Origin of the sequence: Flavobacterium zhairuonense, from assembly GCF_004352915.1 — a bacterium.
Lineage (GTDB): Bacteria > Bacteroidota > Bacteroidia > Flavobacteriales > Flavobacteriaceae > Flavobacterium > Flavobacterium zhairuonense.
Window position 1 is genome coordinate 21,661 of sequence record NZ_SJSY01000058.1, and the last position, 21,262, is coordinate 42,922.

Here is a 21,262-nt window from a genome sequence, read left to right on the forward strand (position 1 = left end):
TTAAAAATCTGTATCATTTAACTATTATTTACTTGTTTACTCGCTGAATATAATTAAATAATTTGATATGATTTACAAGGTCACTAAAGATAAACTTATTGCTATTTTGAATTCAGATTAAACTGGTAAAAATAAAATAATTATCTTCCCAACCTTTTGCAGTTTTTTGTTCTCTATAACAATATGAACCTTAATTTTTGTATCATGAAATTAAAATTGTTTTCGTCTGCGCCGCGAATTTTTCAAATGAATTGGAATGTGTTGTTTTTCTTTTTGTTTTTCATTGGAACAAAAACTTTTGCACAAAGTCCTGAACTTACCGTGAAAGGTGAAGAGGCAGAAAAAGTGCGAATGAACAAGCTTATCGTCAATGTAAAAGTGGTTGGCAATATCGCTTATACAACTGCCGAAATGCATTTTTTTAATTCGGGTACACGACAAATGGAGGCAGAACTTATTTTTCCGTTGCCAGAAAATGTTTCGGTTTCCAGATATGCTATTGACATTAATGGGAAATTGAGAGAAGCTGTTCCTGTAAATAAAAATAAAGGAAAACAGGTTTTTGAGGCAATCGAACATCGCCGCGTTGATCCGGGATTGTTGGAGAAAGTCGACGGGAATAATTTCAAAACGAGAATTTATCCATTAATGCCAAATGGAGAAAGAATTGTGGTTATTGGTTATGAAGAAGAACTTTCGGCTTTTGACAAGGATAATTTGGCATATCAGCTTTTGAGCCGTTATCCTAAAAAGTTGGATAAATTTGAAATCTATGTTTCGGTTTTAGGAACTTCAACAGCACCAATTGTTACTGATAATTCAGGAAAAGAAATTGCTTTTTCAAAATGGAACCAAGCTTTTCAGGCTTCAGTTAAAAAGGAGAATTATCAGCCTGACGAAAAATTAGTTTTTAAAATTCCGATCCAGCAAAATATTCCGAGTGTCGTAATGCAAGACGCTGGCGGACAATATTATTTTTATGGAAATACTTTTATAGAAGGAAATAAAACCGCTAAAAAATCACCCGCTTCAATTGGTTTGATTTGGGATAATTCTTTGAGTTGTCAAAATCGTGATTTGAAGAAAGAATTGAGTTTATTGGATGCTTATTTTCAGAAGATAAAAAATACAAAAGTTACATTGTACTTTTTGAATTATACTTTTGATAAGCAACAAGAATATATTATTTCTGAAGGAAATTGGTCTGCTCTAAAAGCTGTTTTAGAAAAAACAAGATACGATGGCGGAACTCGTTTTTCGCAATTGAACTTTTCAGGTCAGGATGAATATTTGTTTTTTACAGATGGATTATCATCTTTGAGTGAAAACTTTCTGCCAAAAACAAAAAAGCCAATTTATACTATTACTTCTTCCGTTTCTGCTGATTTTGCTTTTCTGAATTTTTCGTCAACGAAAACTGGCGGTAATTTTATCAATTTAAATCAGATAAATGCTGAAATAGTTTTGGATAAATTGACAAATACCAATTTGAAATTTTTAGGAATAAAAGAGAATTTGACAGTAACCGATTTATTTCCAATGGAAGGAACTTCGATTTCTGGAAATTTCAGTTTTTCAGGAATTTCTTTAAATCCAAAAAATGAGATTACGCTTCTTTTTGGTTATGGAAATGAAGCTATTTTGGAACGAAAAATTATACTTGATGCTTCTGCCCAAAATGCAGGAGATATTAATGTGGAGAAACTTTGGGTACAGAAAAAAATCGCCAATCTCGAATTGCAATACGCTAAAAATGCAGATGAAATTGAGCTTCTTGGAAAGAAATTCGGAATTGTTACTAAAAACACGTCGCTGATTGTTCTTGAAAATGTGAGAGATTATATTTTGTATGATATTGTACCGCCGGCAGAATTGCGTGCTGAATTTGATCAAATTAAAAAGCAGGAACGTGATGCAACTTTAGCTCAGCAAAAAAATAACTGGGAAAGTATTGAAAGTTATTTTAATGGATTAGATGTTTGGTGGAAAAAAAATATTAAGTATTCAGGCCCTAAAAAAGTGGCAAAATCGAAAAATAGCAACATACAAAGATCAAATAATAATAATGTTACTGAGCCAGTTTTGCAAAGAAACACAAATGTTGCTGCTGGATTTGTTTCAGGTTTAATATTGGATCAAACAGGTCAACTATTGCCTGGTGCAAATGTTGTTTTAAAAGGAACAAGAACAAGAACCCAGACTGATTTTGATGGCAAATTTACTATACAGGCTCCAGCGAACAGCGAACTTGAAATTAGTTATATTGGTTTTGAATCTACTCAAGTAAATGTGGGCAGAAATAATATGGTTACAATACATTTACGAGAAAACGCTAACAGATTGGAAGAAGTTGTTACAGTTGGTTATGAAACCATAAAAGGAGATCCAGATGCGACACTTACAATTGATGAGCCTGTTGGTGCGGGAACGGCTACAACAGTAATTGAAGAAGACAATAATGTATATAACACTGCTGCATCAAAAGTTGATCAGGTAAAATTTGTTCCACCAGTTGTTGCAAAATCAGAGGACACACCAAAAATCACTGAATTAAAAGATAAAAAAGTTGGTAGTGAAGTAATAAGAAAAGACGAAATTATTGTAGAACCTCAAGAAACAGTTATAGTTGGATACGGAACTCAAAGGAAAAGAGATCTTGTAGGTGTTTCCGCTGGAAGTGCTGTAAAAAATGAAGATGCTGTAAAAGATTTAAAACCCGAAGTCGCAGGTCAGGTTGCAAAAACTATTCAAAGCGAAACAAATTTAGATCGAGGATATTTAGACGATGAATCGAAAAAGTCTTTAATTATAGTTGATGGTCAGTTTTATGAAGGAGAATTGACCGATTTAAAATCAGATGATATTGAGACGGTAGAGGTTGTGAAAGATAAGTCGAGAATTTCTGCTTATGGCAGTAAAGGAGCAAATGGGGTTATTATTATAACAACGAAAAAGAAAACTTCAAATAGTGGAATTGTCCAAACAAAAAGTTGGAACCCAGATCGATTGTATTTAAAAGCATTGGCTTCGGCGCCAAAAGAAAAACAATATGATTTGTATTTCGAATTAAGAAAAGCACAAGAGAGAAACCCAAGTTTTTATTTTGATGTGGCACACTTTTTCTACAATCAAGGTGACGTTAAAAAAGCGTTGCTGATTCTTAGCAATATTGCCGATTTAGGTTTAGAGAATCATCAACTTTATAAAACGTTGACTTATACTTTGCGTCAATGGAAAGATTATGATGATGCCGTTTTTACCGCAAAACAAGTTGCAAAATGGAGAGAACATGAGCCGCAAAGTCTTAGAGATTATGCTTTAACGCTAGAAGATGCTGGAAAATATCAAGCGGCATTTGATGAATTAGTAAAATCACTTGAGGTAAATTATTACGGAGAAATGAGCGGGCAATATGAAGGTGTTGAAGATATTGTTTTAATGGATATCAACAGATTGATGAGTGAGCATCCGGGATTGAAAACAGGGAAATTAGATAAAAAATATATCGCAAAAATGCCGGTTGATATCAGAATTATCATGAACTGGAACCAGATGGATGTTGATTTAGATTTGCATGTAATTGAACCAACAAATGAAGAATGTTATTACAGCCACACTTCTACACAAATTGGAGGCAGATTTTCTAAAGATTTTACAGAAGGGTATGGGCCAGAGCAATATATAATTCGAAATGCTATGAAAGGGAAGTACCAAATTAAAACCAATTATTTTGGAGAAACCGAATTAACTGAAAACGGCCCAGCGACAATTATGGTCGAAATTTATACAACAAAAGCAGGAAAAACATCAAGAACTTTGAAAACAATTCAGTTAGGAAAAGTTAAAGAAAATGATGTTCTAGCCGAAATCACTTGGTAACATTCATAAATTCAAACTAGAGATTTCAATTTTAAAAGGCGAAGTTGCGTTGTTCCATTCTAAAAACGTAATTTTGCCTTTTATTTTTTAGGTTTAAAAGAGTAATCTAAAATCTAAAATCTACAATCTAAAATTAAAGAATGACAGGAACCGTTTATAAATCTACAGGAAGCTGGTATACCGTAAAATCTGAAAATGGAGATTTTATTGAATGCCGTATGAAAGGGAAATTTAGAATTAAAGGTATAAAAAGTACCAACCCAATTGCTGTAGGCGATATTGTAGATTATGAATTGGAGGAAACTTCAGATGCTGTAACCGGAATGATTCATAATATTCACGAAAGAAAAAATTATATCGTTCGTAAATCGGTTAATCTGTCTAAGCAGATTCATATTATTGCTTCAAATATCGATCAGGTTTTTTTATTGGTCACAATCGATAATCCGCCAACAACTACAAGTTTTATTGACCGTTTTTTGGTTACTGCCGAAGCATACGGAATTGAAGCGATTCTGATTTTTAATAAAATCGATACGCTGAATGATCAGACTTTAGACGATCAGCTTTATCTGCAGCACATTTATTCTGAAATAGGATATAAATGTCTCCGAATTTCATCTACAGAAAATAAAGGTGTTGATAAACTCAAAGAAATGATGATTGGCAAAGTAAGCATGTTTTCCGGACATTCAGGAGTTGGAAAATCAACTTTGGTAAATGCGATGGAACCAAGCCTTCATTTAAAAACGACTGTAATTTCAGAACAAAGCAAGCAAGGTCAGCATACGACTACTTTTGCCGAAATGTATGATTTGTCTTTTGATGCCAGAATTATCGATACGCCAGGAATTAAAGGTTTTGGAATTGTAGATATGGAACCGCAAGAAATTAGTGGTTATTTTCCGGAATTTTTCAAATTAAAAGATCAATGCAAGTTTAACAACTGTTTACATAAAGAAGAACCGCATTGCGCCATAAAAGCAGCTTTAGAAAAAGATGAAATTGCTTGGTCACGTTATAATAGTTATCTAAAAATCCTCGAAGGCGACGAAGAGCATTATCGTACCGATACTTATGGTGAAGATCGCGCTGCGAGTGATGAAACGAGGAAATAATTGTGAATTGTAAATGGTTAATTATAAATTCCAAATTCCAAACGAAATTATATTGTAGAGATGCACTGCAGTGCATCTAACGTCAGAATTTAAAATCTGTTTAATCCATATAATCTGTGGCTAAAAAAAAATAATGAGAGTAGTTATCCAGAGAGTTTCCCAAGCATCAGTAACAGTCGATTCTAAAATTGTTGCCGATATTCAAAAAGGTTTATTGGTTTTAGTCGGAATTGAAGATGCCGATACTCAGGAAGATATTGATTGGCTTGCCGGGAAAATCATTAAAATGAGAATTTTTGGCGATGAAAATGATGTCATGAACTGCTCGGTTCAAGATATTGATGGCGAAATTATTGCAGTTAGCCAATTTACACTTCATGCTTCTACAAAAAAAGGAAATCGTCCTTCCTACATAAAAGCGGCAAAACCAGACTTCGCAATTCCTATGTATGAGAACTTTGTTAAAGCATTAGAAAAGGAATTCAATAAAAAAATCCAAACTGGAATTTTTGGCGCCGATATGAAAGTCAGTCTCTTAAATGATGGTCCCGTAACGATCGTTATGGACAGCAAAAATCGAGAGTAAAAAAATATAAACAAATGTTAAGGATTTCTAAAAATAATATATATTTGGGGAAATTACTTACTAATGAAAAACCCCTTTTTTGCGTTATTTTTATTCTTAACTACGCTTAATTTTTATGCTCAAAAAGCAAACTATGCTGTTGTTGCAATTCCAGATAGTTTAAAACAAAATGCAAATGCGGTCGTACGACTAGACCAAATGGATGTGAACATTGTTTCGCAACGAAGTATGATCGTCAAAAAGCAAAGAGTGGTAACTGTTTTAAACGACAAGGGACTTTCTGATATTGAAGCTTATGAGCACTACGACAAAACAACTTCAATAAATAGTATCGAAGCGATTGTTTATGATGCGGCCGGCAATGAAATCAAAAAAATAAAGCGAAAAGATTTTAGAGATCAAAGTGCGGTAAGCGGCAGTACGCTTTTCTCAGATAACCGAGTGGTTTATCTAAATTATACACCAATTTCATATCCGTTTACGATTGCTTATAATTGTGAAACAGAAACTTCAAACACTGCTTTTTTACCACGATGGTATTTTATAAGTGATTACAATGAAAGCGTTGAAAAATGTGTTCTAAATGTTGCTTTTCCAAGAGATTTAGGTTTTAAGAAAAAGGAATTTCAGTTTGCAGGATTTAATATAAAAAAAACAGAGGAAACTGCTACAAAGCTGAGCTATGTTGCATCGAATATTTTGGCACAAAAAGCCGAAGATTTGAGTCCGTCTCCTGGAGATTTATTTCCAAAAATTATAATGGGTTTAGAGAAATTTCATTTAGAAGGTGTTGACGGAACTGCAACAACTTGGGAAGCATTTGGGAAATGGTACGGAGAAAAGATTCTTGCAGGAACTACAACTTTGCCAGAAGAAACCAAAGCAAAAATGAAAGCGCTTGTAGGTAATGAAAAAGATCCAATCAAGAAAGCAAAAATCATTTATGATTATGTCCAAAAAAAATCACGTTATGTAAACATTGCAATTGGTATTGGCGGTTGGAAACCAATGCAGGCAAGCGACGTTGATCGTTTAGGATATGGAGATTGTAAAGCTTTGTCTAACTATACAAAAGCACTTTTGCAGGCAGTTGATGTGCCTTCGTACAATACCATTTTATATGGCGACCGTTATAAATCTAATATTCAGTCTGATTTTGTTTCAATGCAGGGAAATCATATGATTTTGGCAATTCCAAATGGTGATAATTACACTTGGCTGGAATGTACAAGTCAAGATGATCCTTTCGGTTATCAAGGGACTTTTACAGACGACCGAGATGTTTTAGTAGTAAAGCCAGAAGGTGGCCAAATCGTTCGAACAAAAGTATATGATGACAAAGGAAATGCCCAAAAAGATAAAGGAATTTACACCATTGATGAAAACGGAAATTTTTCAGGTTCAATTTCAATTGTGTCTGAAGGTTCTCAATACAATGAGAAATTCAGAATCGAGAATTATCAGCCAACAGAAAAAGAAGCGCATTATAAAGAATATTGGGATAATATCAATAATCTAAAATTAGGCAAAATCGCATTTTCAAACGATAAGGAGAATATTCGTTTTACCGAAGATGTACAACTAAGCGCAATAAATTATGCTTCTATTTCTGCAAACAAAATGATTTTTGCTCTGGATGTTTTCAATCAAAATAATCAAAGTGTGAAGCGTATCAGAAACAGAAAAAATCCATTTGAAATTCAGCGAGGTTATTTGGATTCAGATGAAATTGAAGTAAACCTTCCAGCTGGTTTTTCGGTCGAGTTTCTTCCTACTAATTATGAGTTGAAAGGGAAATTTGGAGAGTACAAAACTGAAATCATCAAAAAAGATAATAATAAGCTCATCTACAAAAGAAGCATGTTTTTGAACAAAGGAAAATATTCGAATAAAGAATACGATGAATATCGCCTTTTTATGGAACAGGTTTCAAAAAATGATAATGCCAAAATAATATTGACCAAAAACTAATAATAAACTAACCAAGAATTGCCAAAATGAAACCAATTAAACTTTTTAGTCTTGCAATAACCCTATTGCTTTTTTCAAAAATAACAGCTCAAGAATTCAAACTAGGAAAAGTAACTGTTGCCGAATTAGAGCAAAAAATACATCCTAAAGATTCAGCAGCACCAGCAGCTATTTTGTACAAAAAGGGAAAAGCAAGAATTGAGTACGATCAAGCAGACGGTTTTGTGACTGTGACCGATGTAGAAGCCCGAATTAAAATTTATAAAAAAGAAGGTTACGACTGGGCAAATAAGGCGGTTTGGTATTACAAACAGTCTAATTTTACTGAAAAAGTATATTTTTCAGATGCTTATACCTACAATTTAGTAAATGGTAAAATTGAGAAAACGAAGCTTAAAACAGAAGGAACATTTGACGAAGTTTTGAATAAATTCAGATCTCAAAAGAAAATCACGATGCCTAATGTAAAGGAAGGTTCAGTAATTGAATATAAATATACCATCAAAAGTCCAAGTGATCGAGCGATAAGAGAATGGGAATTTCAAGAAACAATTCCAGTAAATTATTCGGAATTTATGACGGCTATTCCGGAGTATTATGTTTTTAATTCAAGGCAAAAAGGATATGTTTTTCCTAAAATGACGGTTGAAAAAAGTCCAAAATCGATAATTTTTACAAATAAAGAAAGATCTCAAGGGCAAGTTTCTACAACGACATTTAGTACAGATAAAATTGATTATACTGAAACAAGAACGACCTATGTAGCACAAGATTTTCCAGCCATTAAAGAGGAAGCTTTTGTCAATAATATGGATAATTATGTTTCAAGTATTCAGCATGAATTATCGATGACAAAGTTTCCAAATTCACAAATGAAAATGTATTCTACAGATTGGAATTCAGTTGCAAAAACCATTTATGATTACGAAAGTTTTGGTCCAGAATTAAACAAAACAGGTTATTATGAAGATGATCTAAAAGCCCTTCTAGCCGGAAAAAATACGCCAGAAGAGAAAATTTGGGTTATTTTAAATCATGTGAAATCTAATGTGAAATGGAATGGCTATAGAGGTTATGACTGTGACAACGGAGTTAAAAAAGCGTATAAAGAAAAAACTGGAAATATTGGCGATATTAATTTAATGTTGACTTCAATGCTTCGTTACTCAGGTTTGGAGGCAAATCCAGTTTTGGTGAGTACACGTGAAAACGGAATAGCATTATTCCCTAACAGAACAGCTTTTGATTATGTAATTGCTGCGGTTGAAACGCCAACAGGTTATTTGTTATTAGATGCATCTGACAAATTTTCAACGCCAAATATTCTTCCTTTTAGAACCATTAATTGGACCGGAAGATTGATTCGTAAAGATGGCACTTCTGAAGAAATTGAGTTGACACCAAAAAAACTATCAAATGATGTCGTTTTTATGAGTTATAGTATTGATGCCGAAGGGAAAATATCAGGAAAAACCAGAAGACAATGTTCAGATCACATGGCACTAATAACAAGAGAAAGAATTGATGGTGTTAAACAAGAAGATTATCTGGAAAAATTAGAAAACAAAAACGGAAAAATTGAAATCAACGATTACACCCGAACAAATGAAAAAGAAATTTTACTGCCTACTATAGAAACCTATTCATTTACAGGAAATGATTTGTGCGAAATAATTGGAGGCAAGATTTATGTTAGTCCGATGTTGTTTTTTACCAATGATAAAAATCCGTTTAAACAGGAAGTTCGAGAATATCCTGTAGATTTTGGATTCCCACAATTGGAGAAATACAGTATCAATATCCAAATTCCGGATGGATTTACGGTTGAAACTTTGCCAGCTTCAGCAGCGATAAATATGGAAGACAATGCAGGAAGCTTTAAATTTGTAGTTGCTCAAAATGGAAATACTGTCCAATTTTCTATTGCAAGCCAAATTAACGAGGCAATTTTTTCTGCAGAAAAATATGAAATGCTTAAAGAATACTACAAAGGAATGATTGCGAAAGAAACAGAAAAAATTGTTTTAAAAAGAATTTAGAAAATGAAGTTTTCAGGTTTAAGGGTTATCATTTTATTTTTACTCATTTCGCTAAAAGGACAATCTCAAAGTTACGAACTTGGGAAAGTTACAATTGCTGAACTGCAGGAAAGATCAAATCCAAAAGATACAGCGGCTCCGGCCGCTATTTTGTTTAAAAAGGGGCGAACTTTTTTTACTTATAACAAAGATGTTGGTTTTTCGGCCAATCATGTTTACGAGTTTAAAATCAAAATCTACAAAAAAGAAGGACTTAAATGGGCCGATCAAAAAGCTCGTTTTTATATTGGTTATGAAAATTTAAACGAAGATCGTTTGGAGTTTTCAAACGCGATTACATACAATTTGGAAAATGGCACAATTGTAAAAACAAAACTCGATAATCAAGGGGCTTTTAAGAAAAAAGTCAATAAGTTTTGGAAAGAAAAAACAATAACGCTTCCTAATGTAAAAGTGGGTTCAGTTATTGAATACAAATATGTTTTGAAATCAGAGAATATTGTAAAATTGCCTGATTTTGAAATTCAATATGATATTCCTGTAAATTATGTAGAATATAAAACAGAGATTCCAGAATACTTTATTTATAAGCCAATTCTTATTGGAAATTATCCTATAGAGTCTGATGCGAAATTAGAAGGAAGAAGTCAGAGTTATGAGAATGAACATAATCAATCGACTATAATTTCTTTTAAGCAAATCAGTACTTTGTACAAAGGAAAGGATGTTCCTGCATTGAAAGATGAACCATATGTAAATAATGTCGATAATTATAGAGGTTGTATTCAGTTTGAAATCGAACGCGTTCGTTATCCAGATAAACCTGATAAAGATTATGCACTTACTTGGGAAGGTGTTGCAACAAACATTTTTAAAAATGAACATTTCGGAAAAGAACTTAATCAAAAAGATTTCTTGGTCGATGATGTCAAAAGATTATTGACCGGAGTTGAATCGCAGAATGATCGAATGAATATCATTTTTAAATATGTTCAGAATAAAATGCATTGGAATGAGGAAAATGATTATTATACTGATAAAGGAATTGCAAAAGCCTACACTGATCAAACTGGAAATGTAGCCGAAATTAATTTCATTTTAATCAATATGCTAAAACTAGGAGGTATTGATGCAAATCCAGTTTTAGTGAGTACAATAGAAAATGGTGTGCCTGTTTATCCAACAAGAACAGGTTTCAATTATGTGATTGGAGGCGCACTCATAGACGGAAAACTAGTTTTGCTGGACGCAACCCGTAAATACACATGTCCAAACATATTGCCATTGAATATTTTAAACTGGAAAGGAAGGCTGATTAAAATTGATGGATCTTCGCAAGAAATCAATCTAGACCCAACTGCATTGTCTAAAGAATTTTCGACTGTTTTTGGCAAAATAAATGAAACCGGTAAAGTTGACGGTAAAATGAGAATTCAAAGAACAGATTATGATGCTTATAATTTCAGATCAAAACATTCAGAACAAAATCAGGAAAATTATCTTGAAAAGTATGAAGAAGAACTGGGAGATCTAAAAATCGCCAATTATAAAATTGAAAACGCGAAGGCTAATTTTTCAGATCCAGTAATCGAAACTTTTGATTTTGCATCTGATAATGTTGTTGAAATTATTGGAAAACAAATGTTTATTAATCCACTTCTGTTTTTTACTCGATCTAAAAACCCTTTTACTCAGGAAACAAGGCAAATGGGAATTTATTTTGGATATCCTACACTGGAAAAAATTAGTTTGAGTCTCGAAATTCCAACTGGATACACAATAGAATCGATGCCAAAACCAATTCGTATTACATCGCAAAACAAAGAAATCACTTATACTTTAAATATTTCAAATCTCGAAAATAAAATTCAAATTAGCTGTATCAAAGAAATAAACAATAGTATTTTTGCAGCTGGCGATTATGATGGATTAAAAAAACTCTTCCAACAAGTCATTGCCAGCCAAAATGAAAAAATTGTCCTTAAAAAAATATAGCAATGGATTTGAAAAATGCACAATTAGATGTTGATACTTGGATAAAAGAACACGGTGTTCGTTACTTTAACGAATTGACCAATATGGCACAGCTTACAGAAGAAGTTGGAGAAGTTGCCCGAATTATTGCACGCCGTTACGGAGAACAATCAGAAAAAGAAAGTGATAAAAACAAAGATTTAGGTGAAGAATTAGCCGATGTTGTTTTCGTAGTTTTATGTTTGGCGAATCAAACCGGAATTGATTTACAGGCCGCTTTTGACAAAAAAATGGATTTAAAATCGGTTAGAGATAAAGATCGTCACAAAAACAATGATAAATTGAAATAATTGTGAAATTTCAGTGTGAATTTTGATTTACGAACGAGGAGTGGTAAATTGCGCACTCGAATTATATTTCTAATAATTCGCAACTTATAATCAAAATCATGAATTTAAAATTAACGACGAATTCACCATTCACAATTGATGATTCGCAACTAAATATTACTGGTTCAAAAAGTGAAACGAACCGTTTATTATTACTAAAAGCATTATTCCCAAATATTACTTTAGCCAATACTTCAAATTCTGATGATAGTGAAGTTATGCAAAAAGCTTTGGCTGGAAATGACGAAATTGTAGACATTCACCATGCGGGAACGGCAATGCGTTTTCTTACTGCTTATTTTGCTGTAAACGAAGGCAGAGAAGTGGTAATGACAGGTTCTAGTAGAATGCAGGAACGTCCAATCAAAATTTTGGTTGATACTTTAAGACAATTGGGAGTTGAGATCTCTTATGAAAAAGAAGAAGGTTATCCGCCAATCAGAATCAAAGGAAAAAAAGTTACGGCTTCAAAAGTAAACTTGGCAGCAAATGTTAGCAGCCAATATATTTCGGCACTTTTGCTTGTAGCTTCTAAATTAGATAATGGTTTAGAATTGACATTAGAAGGAGAAATTACTTCAATTCCATACATCAAAATGACTTTGGCTTTGCTGACTGATTTGGATATCAAAACAAGTTTTGAAGGAAACGTAATTAAAGTTTTCCCTAAAGAGTCGGTTGAATCAAAAGAAATGGTGGTAGAATCGGATTGGAGTTCGGCTTCTTATTTCTTTAGTTTAGTAGCTTTATCTGAATCTGCAAAAATTACTTTGAGCAGTTATAAAGAAAACAGCCTTCAAGGAGATTCAGAATTAGTTTCTCTTTATGAAAAAATGGGTGTGAAAACGACTTTCCAAAACAACAAAATGACTTTGGAAAAAGTAGCAGGATTCAATTATCAAGACGTAAATTTTGAATTGAATAATACTCCGGATATTGCACAAACTATTGTGGTAACTTGCTTAGGTTTAGGAATTGGATGTCATTTAACTGGTCTTCACACTTTAAAAATTAAAGAAACAGACAGACTTGAAGCTTTAAGAATTGAATTGACAAAATTAGGAGCTAATATTTCGGTTACAAACGACAGCTTGACTTTGGTAAAATCTGATAATATCAATCACGACGTAAAAATCGGAACATATAATGATCACCGTATGGCGATGGCATTTGCACCTTTAGCAATTAAAGTTCCAATTATTATTGAAGATGCTGGAGTAGTTTCAAAATCGTACCCAGATTTCTGGAACGATTTAAAAGCTTTAAACTTTCAAATATCAGAATTGTAATTTTTTTTGAACCATATAAGAAATATAAGTTCATTTAAATAAAGCTCGATAAATATAGCCTCTGGTTTTAACCAGAGGTTTTTTTTATGTGTATTTAAAAGTAAACACCTGACAGTTTTTCAAAGCCTCAGAGCCTTTGTTGCTTTGTAACTTTGCAACTTTGTAACTTTTTTAATGAACTTGTATTTCTTATATGGTGCAAAATAACATTTTAATGGTTCTCGAAACCTCACAAAATCAAGGACTTTTGAAAATAAACGTCAAAACACTTGACAACGCCTATTTCACAATCGTATATTTGCAAGCGATTTAAAATTTTAGATAAAAAAATCTAAGATTGATATTTTAAAATCTAACTTCAAATATGAAATTATCACACTTCAATTTCAATTTACCGAAAGAACTTTTGGCTGAATTTCCAGCAGAAAACAGAGATGAGTCTCGTTTAATGGTAATTGACCGTAAAAAAAACACGATCGAACATAAAATGTTTAAAGATGTTATCAACTATTTTGATGACGGAGACGTTTTAATTCTTAACAATACAAAAGTTTTCCCTGCGCGTTTGTACGGAAACAAAGAAAAAACGGGAGCGAGAATTGAGGTTTTCTTATTAAGAGAATTAAATTCTGAGCAACGCCTTTGGGATGTTTTAGTAGATCCTGCTAGAAAAATCCGTATTGGTAACAAACTTTATTTTGGTGATGACGATTCATTAGTTGCTGAGGTAATCGACAACACAACTTCGCGTGGTAGAACTTTACGTTTCTTATACGATGGTTCTTATGAAGAATTCAGAAACAAATTGACAGAACTTGGAGAAACTCCAATCCCAAAATACATCAACAGAGATGTTACTCCGGAAGATGCTGAAAGATACCAAACAATCTACGCAAAAGAAGAAGGAGCTGTAGCGGCACCAACTGCTGGTTTACACTTTTCAAAACACCTTTTGAAAAAATTAGAAATCAAAGGAGTGAACTTTGCTGAGGTAACTTTACACGTTGGTTTAGGAACTTTCAATCCAGTTGAGGTTGAAGATTTATCTAAACACAAAATGGATTCTGAGGAATTAATCATTACTCAAGAAGCTTGTGATATCGTAAACGAAGGAAAAGCAAAGAAAAAACGTATCTGTGCTGTAGGAACAACTTCTATGCGTGCAATCGAAAGTTCTGTTTCTTCTGCGAATACTTTGAATCCTTACGAAGGATGGACAAATAAATTTATTTTCCCTCCTCACGATTTTAGTATTGCAAACTGTATGATTACCAATTTCCACACACCAAAATCAACGTTATTAATGATGATTTCTGCTTTCTGTGGACATGATTTAATGAAAAAAGCATACGAAGAAGCAATCAAAGAAGGATACAAATTCTATTCTTACGGAGACGCAATGTTAATTCTTTAATTAGAATTTATTTTCAAAATAAGAACCCGACAGTTTTTTAGAAGCTGTCGGGTTTTCTGTTTTTTAATGGTTTCAAGTTTCAGGTTTCAAGTTTGAAGTTCGTTGTGAAATTTAAACGCAAAGTTCGCAAGGTTTTTTTGCTCAGTTTGTGTTTGCCGAATGCAAAAGAACGCAAAGCTTTGCGAACTTAGCGTTTGTAAACGTTAACCTTGATAAAAATCCTTGCGAACTTTGCGGTTAAAAAAACACAAAGTATATAAACTTGAAACCTTAAACCTGAAACAAAACAAACAATTTTTGTTATTTTAGCATCCAAAACAAAAAACAATGACTTTTCAAAATACACGCGAATTTGCACGAGGGCTAGATTCGCAAGACACATTAAACCACTATCAGGAACAATTTATTTTTCCTAAAGTAAATGACAAAAGAGTGATCTATTTTACAGGAAACTCTTTAGGATTACAGCCAAAACGTACCAAAGCATATATTGATGAAGTAATGAATGACTGGGCTGAATTGGCAGTTGAAGGTCATTTTTATGCTGAAAAACCTTGGTGGGATTATCAAGAAAGATTTGCTGAACCATTGAGTAAAATTGTTGGAGCACTTCCATCAGAAGTTACGGTGATGAATACTTTGACCGTAAATCTTCACTTATTAATGGTTTCTTTTTATCAGCCAAAAGGGAAACGTTATAAAATTATCTGTGAAGAAAAAGCTTTTCCATCAGATCAGTATATGTTTCAAAGCCAAGTAAATTTTCATGGATATAAACCCGAGGATGCGATTGTAGAAATTAAACGAAGAGAGGGCGAACATAATATTCGTCTAGAAGATGTTTTAGCTAAAATCGAGGAAGTAGGCGATGAGCTTGCTTTGGTTTTGATTGGTGGCGTAAACTATTACACGGGGCAAGTTTTTGATATTAAAACTATAACTGCTGCCGGACAAAAAGTTGGAGCAAAAGTGGGTTGGGATTTAGCACATGCTGCTGGAAATATCAAATTAGAACTTCATGATTGGAATGTAGATTTTGCTGCTTGGTGCAGTTATAAATATATGAATTCGGGTCCAGGAAATGCTTCAGGATGCTTTGTTCATGAAAAACATCATAATTCAGATTTACCAAGATTTGCCGGATGGTGGGGACACAATAAAGAACGTCGTTTCAAAATGGAACCTACTTTTGATCCTGTTCACGGTGCAGACGGCTGGCAGATTAGTAATCTTCCAGTTCTTTCATTAGCGCCTTATTTAGCTTCTGTAGAAATGTTTGCTGAGGTTGGAATGGATGCTTTAATTAAAAAACGTGATCATATTACTTCGTACTTAGAATTTATTCTTCAAGAAATCGATAAAGAAGTAGAGAGTACTTTTGAAATTATTACACCTTCAAATCCAGAAGAAAGAGCTTCGCAATTATCTGTTTTTCTTCATGGAGAAGGTAGAGCTTTATTTGACTATTTAATGAAAAACGGAGTAATAACAGATTGGCGCGAACCAAATGTAATTCGTCTTGCTCCAGTTCCTTTATATTGCTCTTATGAAGATATGTACGACTTTGGACAAATTCTGAAAAAAGGAATTTTAGGGGAGTAAATTATTTCACGCAGATTTTGCAGATTCTAGCAGATTTAAAATGATTTCTATAAATAATCTGCGAGCATCTGCTTAAATCTTTTTTAAATCTGCGTGAAAAAAATCTGTAACTACAAAAAAGAGAAAAAACTTTGCGACTTTGCGCGATTAAAACATTCGACTTTAATAAGAACACTGCGAGAAACAACATAAAAATCTTCTAATCATATAAACTTTAAAAAAAATTCTGTAACAAGCATTGTATCAGATTGTCGGAACTTTGTGATATAAATTTTAAAAATTAAAATCATGAAGGGCTTATCTATTTTACTCGCAATTATATTATTTACTTCTTGCCAAAATCAGAGTAAGGAGGATATAAATAAAGCCAAGCAAGCCAGTATTGATTCAATGAAGGTGGAAATTAGCAAACAGCGTGTTATTGATTCAATGAAGACTGAAATGGCTAAGATGAAGGAAGAACAAAAAACGGAAACTCAAAAAACCGTGGTTGTTCATCAGCAAGATGGAACAGCAACATCCACAACAACAAAAAAGAAAGGATGGAGTTCAACGGCTAAGGGCGCTGTAATTGGTGCGGGCGTTGGTGCAGCAACCGGAGCAATTGTCAGCAAGAAAAAAGGTGAAGGTGCTATTATTGGTGGATTGGCCGGCGCTGGAGTAGGCGCTGGAACAGGTGCTATAATTGACAGCAATAAGAAGAAGAAAGAATAAGTTTATATAAAGAAACGCCGATTTAAAATATTTAAATCGGCGTTTTGTTTTAGGCTAATTGCAAAGTCGGGATTTGAATTGCGTTTAATTCTGATTTATAAAAGTCGAATTGTTTTTTGATCTTTGCTCCATCGGTTTTGAAGTACAAAGTTTCAGAAAACAGGGTTTGATAATATTCAATCCCTTCTAAAATATTTGCTTTAAAAGAAGTCCATTTTTTTAGCTGATTGGCAGTGACTTCTCCAGAAATGCTTTCGATTTCATTTCTGAAATAATCCACATACATTTTCAGTTCTTTGATAAATATATTTGGACGATCATTGGTTCTTAAAATTGATTTTCCCTGATAAATATGCTGTATCATTTGCCTTAAGGAAACTTCTTGATCAAAATATGCCAAATTTGGTCCCGGACAAATAACCACACCTTGCGCCTGACCTTTAATTTTAATATCATTTTCCAAATACGAAGCATTTGCCAAACCAACACACAAACATGATTTTTCGGTGATCTTGATTTTGCTTTTTTCGAATTCGGAATTAGTTATAGAATCTTTTTTGGTTTCCAATTCTTCCAGTTTTATATCCTGATATTTTTTCGAAGCAGTACAAATTCCATGCGGATCATATTCTTTGCTCAACGCTAAAAATTTCTTCGGGCAAGAGCTTCCGGCTTTATTTTCTTGAATTCTTTTTTGTTTTAAAAATTCATTTGTTGTGCCTTTTAAAGTATTAAATGGAACTCCCAAAGGTGAAATGTTGCTCAAGTAAAAATCATCTTCTTTAGCGTTCATCAATAAATTTCGGGTTTCTTTATCAACAGAAGTTGCTTCTGGAACCAATAAAAACGGAGAACCCCAGCCTACAGCATCTACTTGATATTTGTCTAGCAAAAATTCATGTTCTTCTGCGGTTCCTACGCCACCTTGAACTGTAATTTTCAATTCAAGTGGGGTTTTCGGGCAATATTGATTTTTTGCTTGTAGGGCCTTAATCATCAAATCGTGGGCAGATTGTATCAACTGCTCTTTTTTTTGCTTGAATTCTTCTAAAATTGTGCCCAATAAGAGTCCATCAGTTGCAAAGGCGTGTCCGCCACAGTTTAATCCAGATTCAATTCGGTATTCTGAAACCCAAAGACCCTTTTTAGCCAAAAAATTTCCTTGAATCATTGCGGATCTAAAATCACTAACTTTTAAAATGATTTTCTTTTTCAGCTCATTATTTTCATTTGGAAAAAAAGCTGCAAAATTTTCGAAGTAGCCAAACAATCTCGGATTCATTCCGGCAGAAAGCACAACAGAAGATTCCAGATTGCTGTTTGCAAAACCTCTCAAAGCCGCATGTGCATCATTAAACTCAATCGGAAGTTGTTCGTTTTTTATGAAATTATCCTTGTCTAATTTCGTCATAATGTTCACGTCAATTTCTCCGGGAAAAAGATGGGATTCTATATAATGCTGCATGTTTTCTTTAAAAGCAATTCCGTCGTCCAATAAATTCTGAAAGCCTTTTTTGATGTCAGAGGTATTCGGGAGTATCGACATGAAATTTTCGAGAGCTGTTTTGCTTTCTGCTAATTCAGATTTGAAACTTTCGAATTTTTCTTTTACAATTTTGTCAACTAAATTCAAATAAGATGTAATTCTTTCAGCGCGATAATCATGAAATTTCTGAGTGATTTCTTCATAAGGAATATTGAATTTGGTGCTATAAAAGTTGCGCATTTTTTCAATCAAATCATCATCAGCGAGAGCAATAACAGATGAAATTCCGTATTGTGCCACGCGTATCGGACTGTCAATCGTGTATGCAAGCCCCATTACAGGTATGTGGAAAGTATGTAAAGGCGTTTTTGTCATTTGTCTTTAGATTAAAATAAAGACAAATATTGAAAAAAGGATTTTCCTAAAACCTGATAATTGTCAGGTTTGCGGGTAAAGTTTTTCCACCACGAATTATACAATCTTGTCATCCTGACGAAGGAAGGATCTTCGTAAGTGGCTCCACAATCCAAATCGCCAATCTTTGTAGAATTTCTTACGAGGATTCTTCGTGCCATAGAATGACAAAAGTGAGAATAGGTTTCAGTTTTCACGAAATCTTTGTCATCCTGACGAAGGAAGGATCTTCGTAAGTAGTTCCGCAATCTAAAGATGCAAAGCTCGCTACTAATTCGATAAGGTACTAATAAAACATGAAAAAGAAAGAATATTCTTTCTTTTCATAAGAAAAAAGAATTAATGTAGTTTCATGAAATTACATGAAGGCTACCATACGTATTACATTTACATTATAACAAACAAATTTAAAACAGTCTTTTACACCGGAGTGACCAATAACTTAAGAGTTCGTTTAAGTCAACATAAAGAGAATATTACTGGAGAAAATAAAACTTTTGCCTCAAAATATAAAGTTGAATTTTTGTTATACTATGAAAAATTTACTTGGATTCAAGAAGCGATTGGCCGTGAAAAAGAGATAAAAGGCTGGACTAGAGATAGAAAAATAGAATTAATTAAAACAATTAATCCTGATTTGGATTTTTTGAATTATATCTTTAGTTGAGTTACTATGTCGAAATACTTTGTAGAGTTTCTGACGAAGATTCTTCGTTCCTCAGAATGACAAGATTGAGGGAAATCTTTGTGATTTTTATATCAAAATCTTCTTCAATGATTCAGCAATACTTCGCCATAAAAAGTTGTAGAATGATTTTTCCTGAATTCTTTCGATTTCAACATCGGCTGTTTTGGCTTTGTCTTTAGAATCGTTTTTGACTAATAAATTCGCGATTGCCGATTTTAATTTGGCTTCTTTTTCAGGATCTTTCTTTTTGTATAATTTCACTTTTAGATCATCATAATCCAGAGATGCATTTCCTTTTGAAGCATTATCATTTCCGTAGAAATTAAAACGGTATTTATGAAAAGCTCCCGTAAATGTGGCGTTCATATACGGTTTGCTGAATTGCCCCATCGCTCGAACATCAAAATTTGAAATTACGCCCTGAATATGAAAACCGTCGCTTTTGTCCAAAACATTAAAACTCCAATCGACATCAAGTGGAGAAGTTTTCATGAAAATGGTTTTTACTTTGATCTTTACATCGTCGGTTTTTTTCAACCCAAAACCACTTCGCAGATTGGTTGCCTGCAAGTTAAAATTGTCGAAAGTTAGAACTCCTGGACTTTTGGAAAAATCCATTTCTTCTTCGTAAACCAATTTCGATTTCAAAACCTGAAGCGTATCAATCTGAAGTGGAAATTTAATGTTTCGAAGTAAATGATTGTAAAGGTATTTTTTGCTCAAATCGTCTTTTGGCATTTTTCCGCGGTAGATATTCGCATCAAAATGATTCATTACAATAGAATTGGCTTTGAAGAAAAAACGATCATCTTTAAATCCCCAATCCATTTTTTGAATGTTAGCCGAATCTACTTTTAGCGTGTAAATATCTTTTTCCGCCTTAAGTCTTTTTATAAATTCCGGACGTGTAAACTGCGGAATATTAGCAAAATTATTAATCTTCAAAAAGTTCTTTTCAGTGCTTATTTTTCCAATTGTGATATGATAAAATTCACTCGGACGATAAAATAAACTATCACAGACTAAAGCATAACTTTTATAATGAAGAGGAATTTTTTCTTTTAAAGTGGCATCAGTTATTAAAATGCCTTCTAGTTTGAGAAGAATTTTTTTAATGCTGAAAATTGGTTTTTGTGTATCTAAAGAAACCACATCGACAGTTCCGTCATTCAGATAAATATTTGAAACGCCGACGATTTTTTGAAAAGGTTCGACTATTTCGTTTTTAATGCTTTTGCTGTTGTTGATGAGTTTTTCGCCTTTTTTATACAGAATTACACGTGGTCTGTTTATGATAATACTTTCGGCTTGGATAATATCGCGAAAAGCTAAATCCCAAATATTAAAATTTTTAATCGTTATGGATTCTATTTTAGAAAAAAGGCCGTTTTTGCTGTCTTTCGGTTGGTTCTTCGGGCTTACTAATAATGTTTGAGCGTAAATGTTTCTAGAGAAAAGCGAAACTTCAATTTTTTCGTAATTTATGTTATAAACGGTTTTGTTTTTTTCATGAACAATAATGGGAAGCTGTTTTTTTATCCAATAATTCAAGCCAATATTGACTGAAATTAGGATGAGAAAAAGAGAAATTAGCCCAATTGCTATTTTTTTATAGATCGACATTTATGTATTAATTTTAAATACATAAATTTAGACTTTAGAAAAGAAGAATATTTACATTATTTGCCAATTTGGTTAC

General features: G+C 33.1%; 15 protein-coding genes. 12 read left to right on the forward strand and 3 right to left on the reverse strand.

What is annotated here, in order from left to right; genetic code table 11:
• The first annotated feature begins 204 nt into the window (after positions 1–204).
• From EYY60_RS22215 to EYY60_RS22405, 11 genes are all read left to right on the forward strand, one after another.
• Positions 205–3,879 carry a VIT domain-containing protein gene (locus EYY60_RS22215; protein WP_162847831.1) on the forward strand — a complete coding sequence of 1,225 codons (3,675 nt, stop codon included), beginning with the start codon at positions 205–207 and terminating at the stop codon, positions 3,877–3,879.
• Between the two features lie 140 nt (positions 3,880–4,019).
• The gene (gene rsgA, locus EYY60_RS01150; RefSeq protein WP_132987578.1) at positions 4,020–4,997 is read left to right on the forward strand and encodes a ribosome small subunit-dependent GTPase A; all 978 of its coding nucleotides are present in this window, start codon (positions 4,020–4,022) and stop codon (positions 4,995–4,997) included.
• Positions 4,998–5,130: 133 nt separating this feature from the next.
• Entirely contained in the window at positions 5,131–5,583 is a 453-nt protein-coding gene (gene dtd / locus EYY60_RS01155; RefSeq protein ID WP_132987579.1) for a D-aminoacyl-tRNA deacylase, read from the forward strand.
• A 63-nt stretch (positions 5,584–5,646) separates the two neighbouring features.
• On the forward strand, positions 5,647–7,554 hold the full coding sequence (locus tag EYY60_RS01160; RefSeq protein ID WP_132987580.1) for a DUF3857 domain-containing protein: 1,908 nt from the start codon (positions 5,647–5,649) through the stop codon (positions 7,552–7,554).
• Positions 7,555–7,580: 26 nt separating this feature from the next.
• Positions 7,581–9,593 carry a DUF3857 domain-containing protein gene (locus tag EYY60_RS01165; protein ID WP_132987581.1) on the forward strand — a complete coding sequence of 671 codons (2,013 nt, stop codon included), beginning with the start codon at positions 7,581–7,583 and terminating at the stop codon, positions 9,591–9,593.
• 3 nt (positions 9,594–9,596) lie between these two features.
• Positions 9,597–11,588, forward strand: a complete 1,992-nt coding sequence (locus tag EYY60_RS01170; RefSeq protein WP_132987582.1) for a DUF3857 domain-containing protein — start codon at positions 9,597–9,599, stop codon at positions 11,586–11,588.
• Positions 11,589–11,590: 2 nt separating this feature from the next.
• Entirely contained in the window at positions 11,591–11,917 is a 327-nt protein-coding gene (locus EYY60_RS01175) for a nucleotide pyrophosphohydrolase (protein ID WP_012022600.1), read from the forward strand.
• Between the two features lie 98 nt (positions 11,918–12,015).
• Positions 12,016–13,245, forward strand: a complete 1,230-nt coding sequence (locus EYY60_RS01180; RefSeq protein ID WP_132987583.1) for a 3-phosphoshikimate 1-carboxyvinyltransferase — start codon at positions 12,016–12,018, stop codon at positions 13,243–13,245.
• A 364-nt stretch (positions 13,246–13,609) separates the two neighbouring features.
• A complete protein-coding gene (queA, locus tag EYY60_RS01185) occupies positions 13,610–14,659 on the forward strand; it encodes a tRNA preQ1(34) S-adenosylmethionine ribosyltransferase-isomerase QueA (RefSeq protein ID WP_109190745.1) in 1,050 nt (349 codons plus the stop codon).
• 327 nt (positions 14,660–14,986) lie between these two features.
• Entirely contained in the window at positions 14,987–16,261 is a 1,275-nt protein-coding gene (kynU, locus tag EYY60_RS01190; protein WP_132987584.1) for a kynureninase, read from the forward strand.
• 450 nt (positions 16,262–16,711) lie between these two features.
• Entirely contained in the window at positions 16,712–16,975 is a 264-nt protein-coding gene (locus tag EYY60_RS22405) for a YMGG-like glycine zipper-containing protein (protein WP_235832263.1), read from the forward strand.
• A gap of 49 nt (positions 16,976–17,024) precedes the next feature.
• Here EYY60_RS22405 and EYY60_RS01200 read toward each other — a convergent pair whose 3' ends face one another.
• Both EYY60_RS01200 and EYY60_RS01205 read right to left on the reverse strand, forming a co-directional pair.
• The gene (locus EYY60_RS01200) at positions 17,025–18,836 is read right to left on the reverse strand and encodes a hypothetical protein (protein WP_132987586.1); all 1,812 of its coding nucleotides are present in this window, start codon (positions 18,834–18,836) and stop codon (positions 17,025–17,027) included.
• A gap of 11 nt (positions 18,837–18,847) precedes the next feature.
• Positions 18,848–19,036, reverse strand: a complete 189-nt coding sequence (locus EYY60_RS01205; protein ID WP_132987587.1) for a hypothetical protein — start codon at positions 19,034–19,036, stop codon at positions 18,848–18,850.
• A gap of 191 nt (positions 19,037–19,227) precedes the next feature.
• Here EYY60_RS01205 and EYY60_RS01210 point away from each other — a divergent pair, with 191 nt between their 5' ends.
• Positions 19,228–19,542: a GIY-YIG nuclease family protein gene (locus tag EYY60_RS01210; protein ID WP_132987588.1), complete on the forward strand. Its 315-nt coding sequence runs from the start codon at positions 19,228–19,230 to the stop codon at positions 19,540–19,542.
• Between the two features lie 87 nt (positions 19,543–19,629).
• Here the strand turns inward: EYY60_RS01210 and EYY60_RS01215 are convergent, their stop codons facing one another.
• Positions 19,630–21,186 (reverse strand): hypothetical protein, encoded by a 1,557-nt coding sequence (locus EYY60_RS01215; protein WP_132987589.1) that lies wholly within the window; start codon positions 21,184–21,186, stop codon positions 19,630–19,632.
• Positions 21,187–21,262 lie beyond the last annotated feature (76 nt).

Excerpts from the sequence above, each read along its gene's own strand:
- EYY60_RS22215 (WP_162847831.1), top strand. The coding sequence starts at position 205 with ATGAAATTAAAATTGTTTTCGTCTGCGCCGCGAATTTTTCAAATGAAT.
- rsgA (WP_132987578.1), top strand. The coding sequence starts at position 4,020 with ATGACAGGAACCGTTTATAAATCTACAGGAAGCTGGTATACCGTAAAA.
- dtd (WP_132987579.1), top strand. The coding sequence starts at position 5,131 with ATGAGAGTAGTTATCCAGAGAGTTTCCCAAGCATCAGTAACAGTCGAT.
- EYY60_RS01160 (WP_132987580.1), top strand. The coding sequence starts at position 5,647 with ATGAAAAACCCCTTTTTTGCGTTATTTTTATTCTTAACTACGCTTAAT.
- EYY60_RS01165 (WP_132987581.1), top strand. The coding sequence starts at position 7,581 with ATGAAACCAATTAAACTTTTTAGTCTTGCAATAACCCTATTGCTTTTT.
- EYY60_RS01170 (WP_132987582.1), top strand. The coding sequence starts at position 9,597 with ATGAAGTTTTCAGGTTTAAGGGTTATCATTTTATTTTTACTCATTTCG.
- EYY60_RS01175 (WP_012022600.1), top strand. The coding sequence starts at position 11,591 with ATGGATTTGAAAAATGCACAATTAGATGTTGATACTTGGATAAAAGAA.
- EYY60_RS01180 (WP_132987583.1), top strand. The coding sequence starts at position 12,016 with ATGAATTTAAAATTAACGACGAATTCACCATTCACAATTGATGATTCG.
- queA (WP_109190745.1), top strand. The coding sequence starts at position 13,610 with ATGAAATTATCACACTTCAATTTCAATTTACCGAAAGAACTTTTGGCT.
- kynU (WP_132987584.1), top strand. The coding sequence starts at position 14,987 with ATGACTTTTCAAAATACACGCGAATTTGCACGAGGGCTAGATTCGCAA.
- EYY60_RS22405 (WP_235832263.1), top strand. The coding sequence starts at position 16,712 with ATGAAGGAAGAACAAAAAACGGAAACTCAAAAAACCGTGGTTGTTCAT.
- EYY60_RS01200 (WP_132987586.1), bottom strand. The coding sequence starts at position 18,836 with ATGACAAAAACGCCTTTACATACTTTCCACATACCTGTAATGGGGCTT.
- EYY60_RS01205 (WP_132987587.1), bottom strand. The coding sequence starts at position 19,036 with ATGGCACGAAGAATCCTCGTAAGAAATTCTACAAAGATTGGCGATTTG.
- EYY60_RS01210 (WP_132987588.1), top strand. The coding sequence starts at position 19,228 with ATGAAATTACATGAAGGCTACCATACGTATTACATTTACATTATAACA.
- EYY60_RS01215 (WP_132987589.1), bottom strand. The coding sequence starts at position 21,186 with ATGTCGATCTATAAAAAAATAGCAATTGGGCTAATTTCTCTTTTTCTC.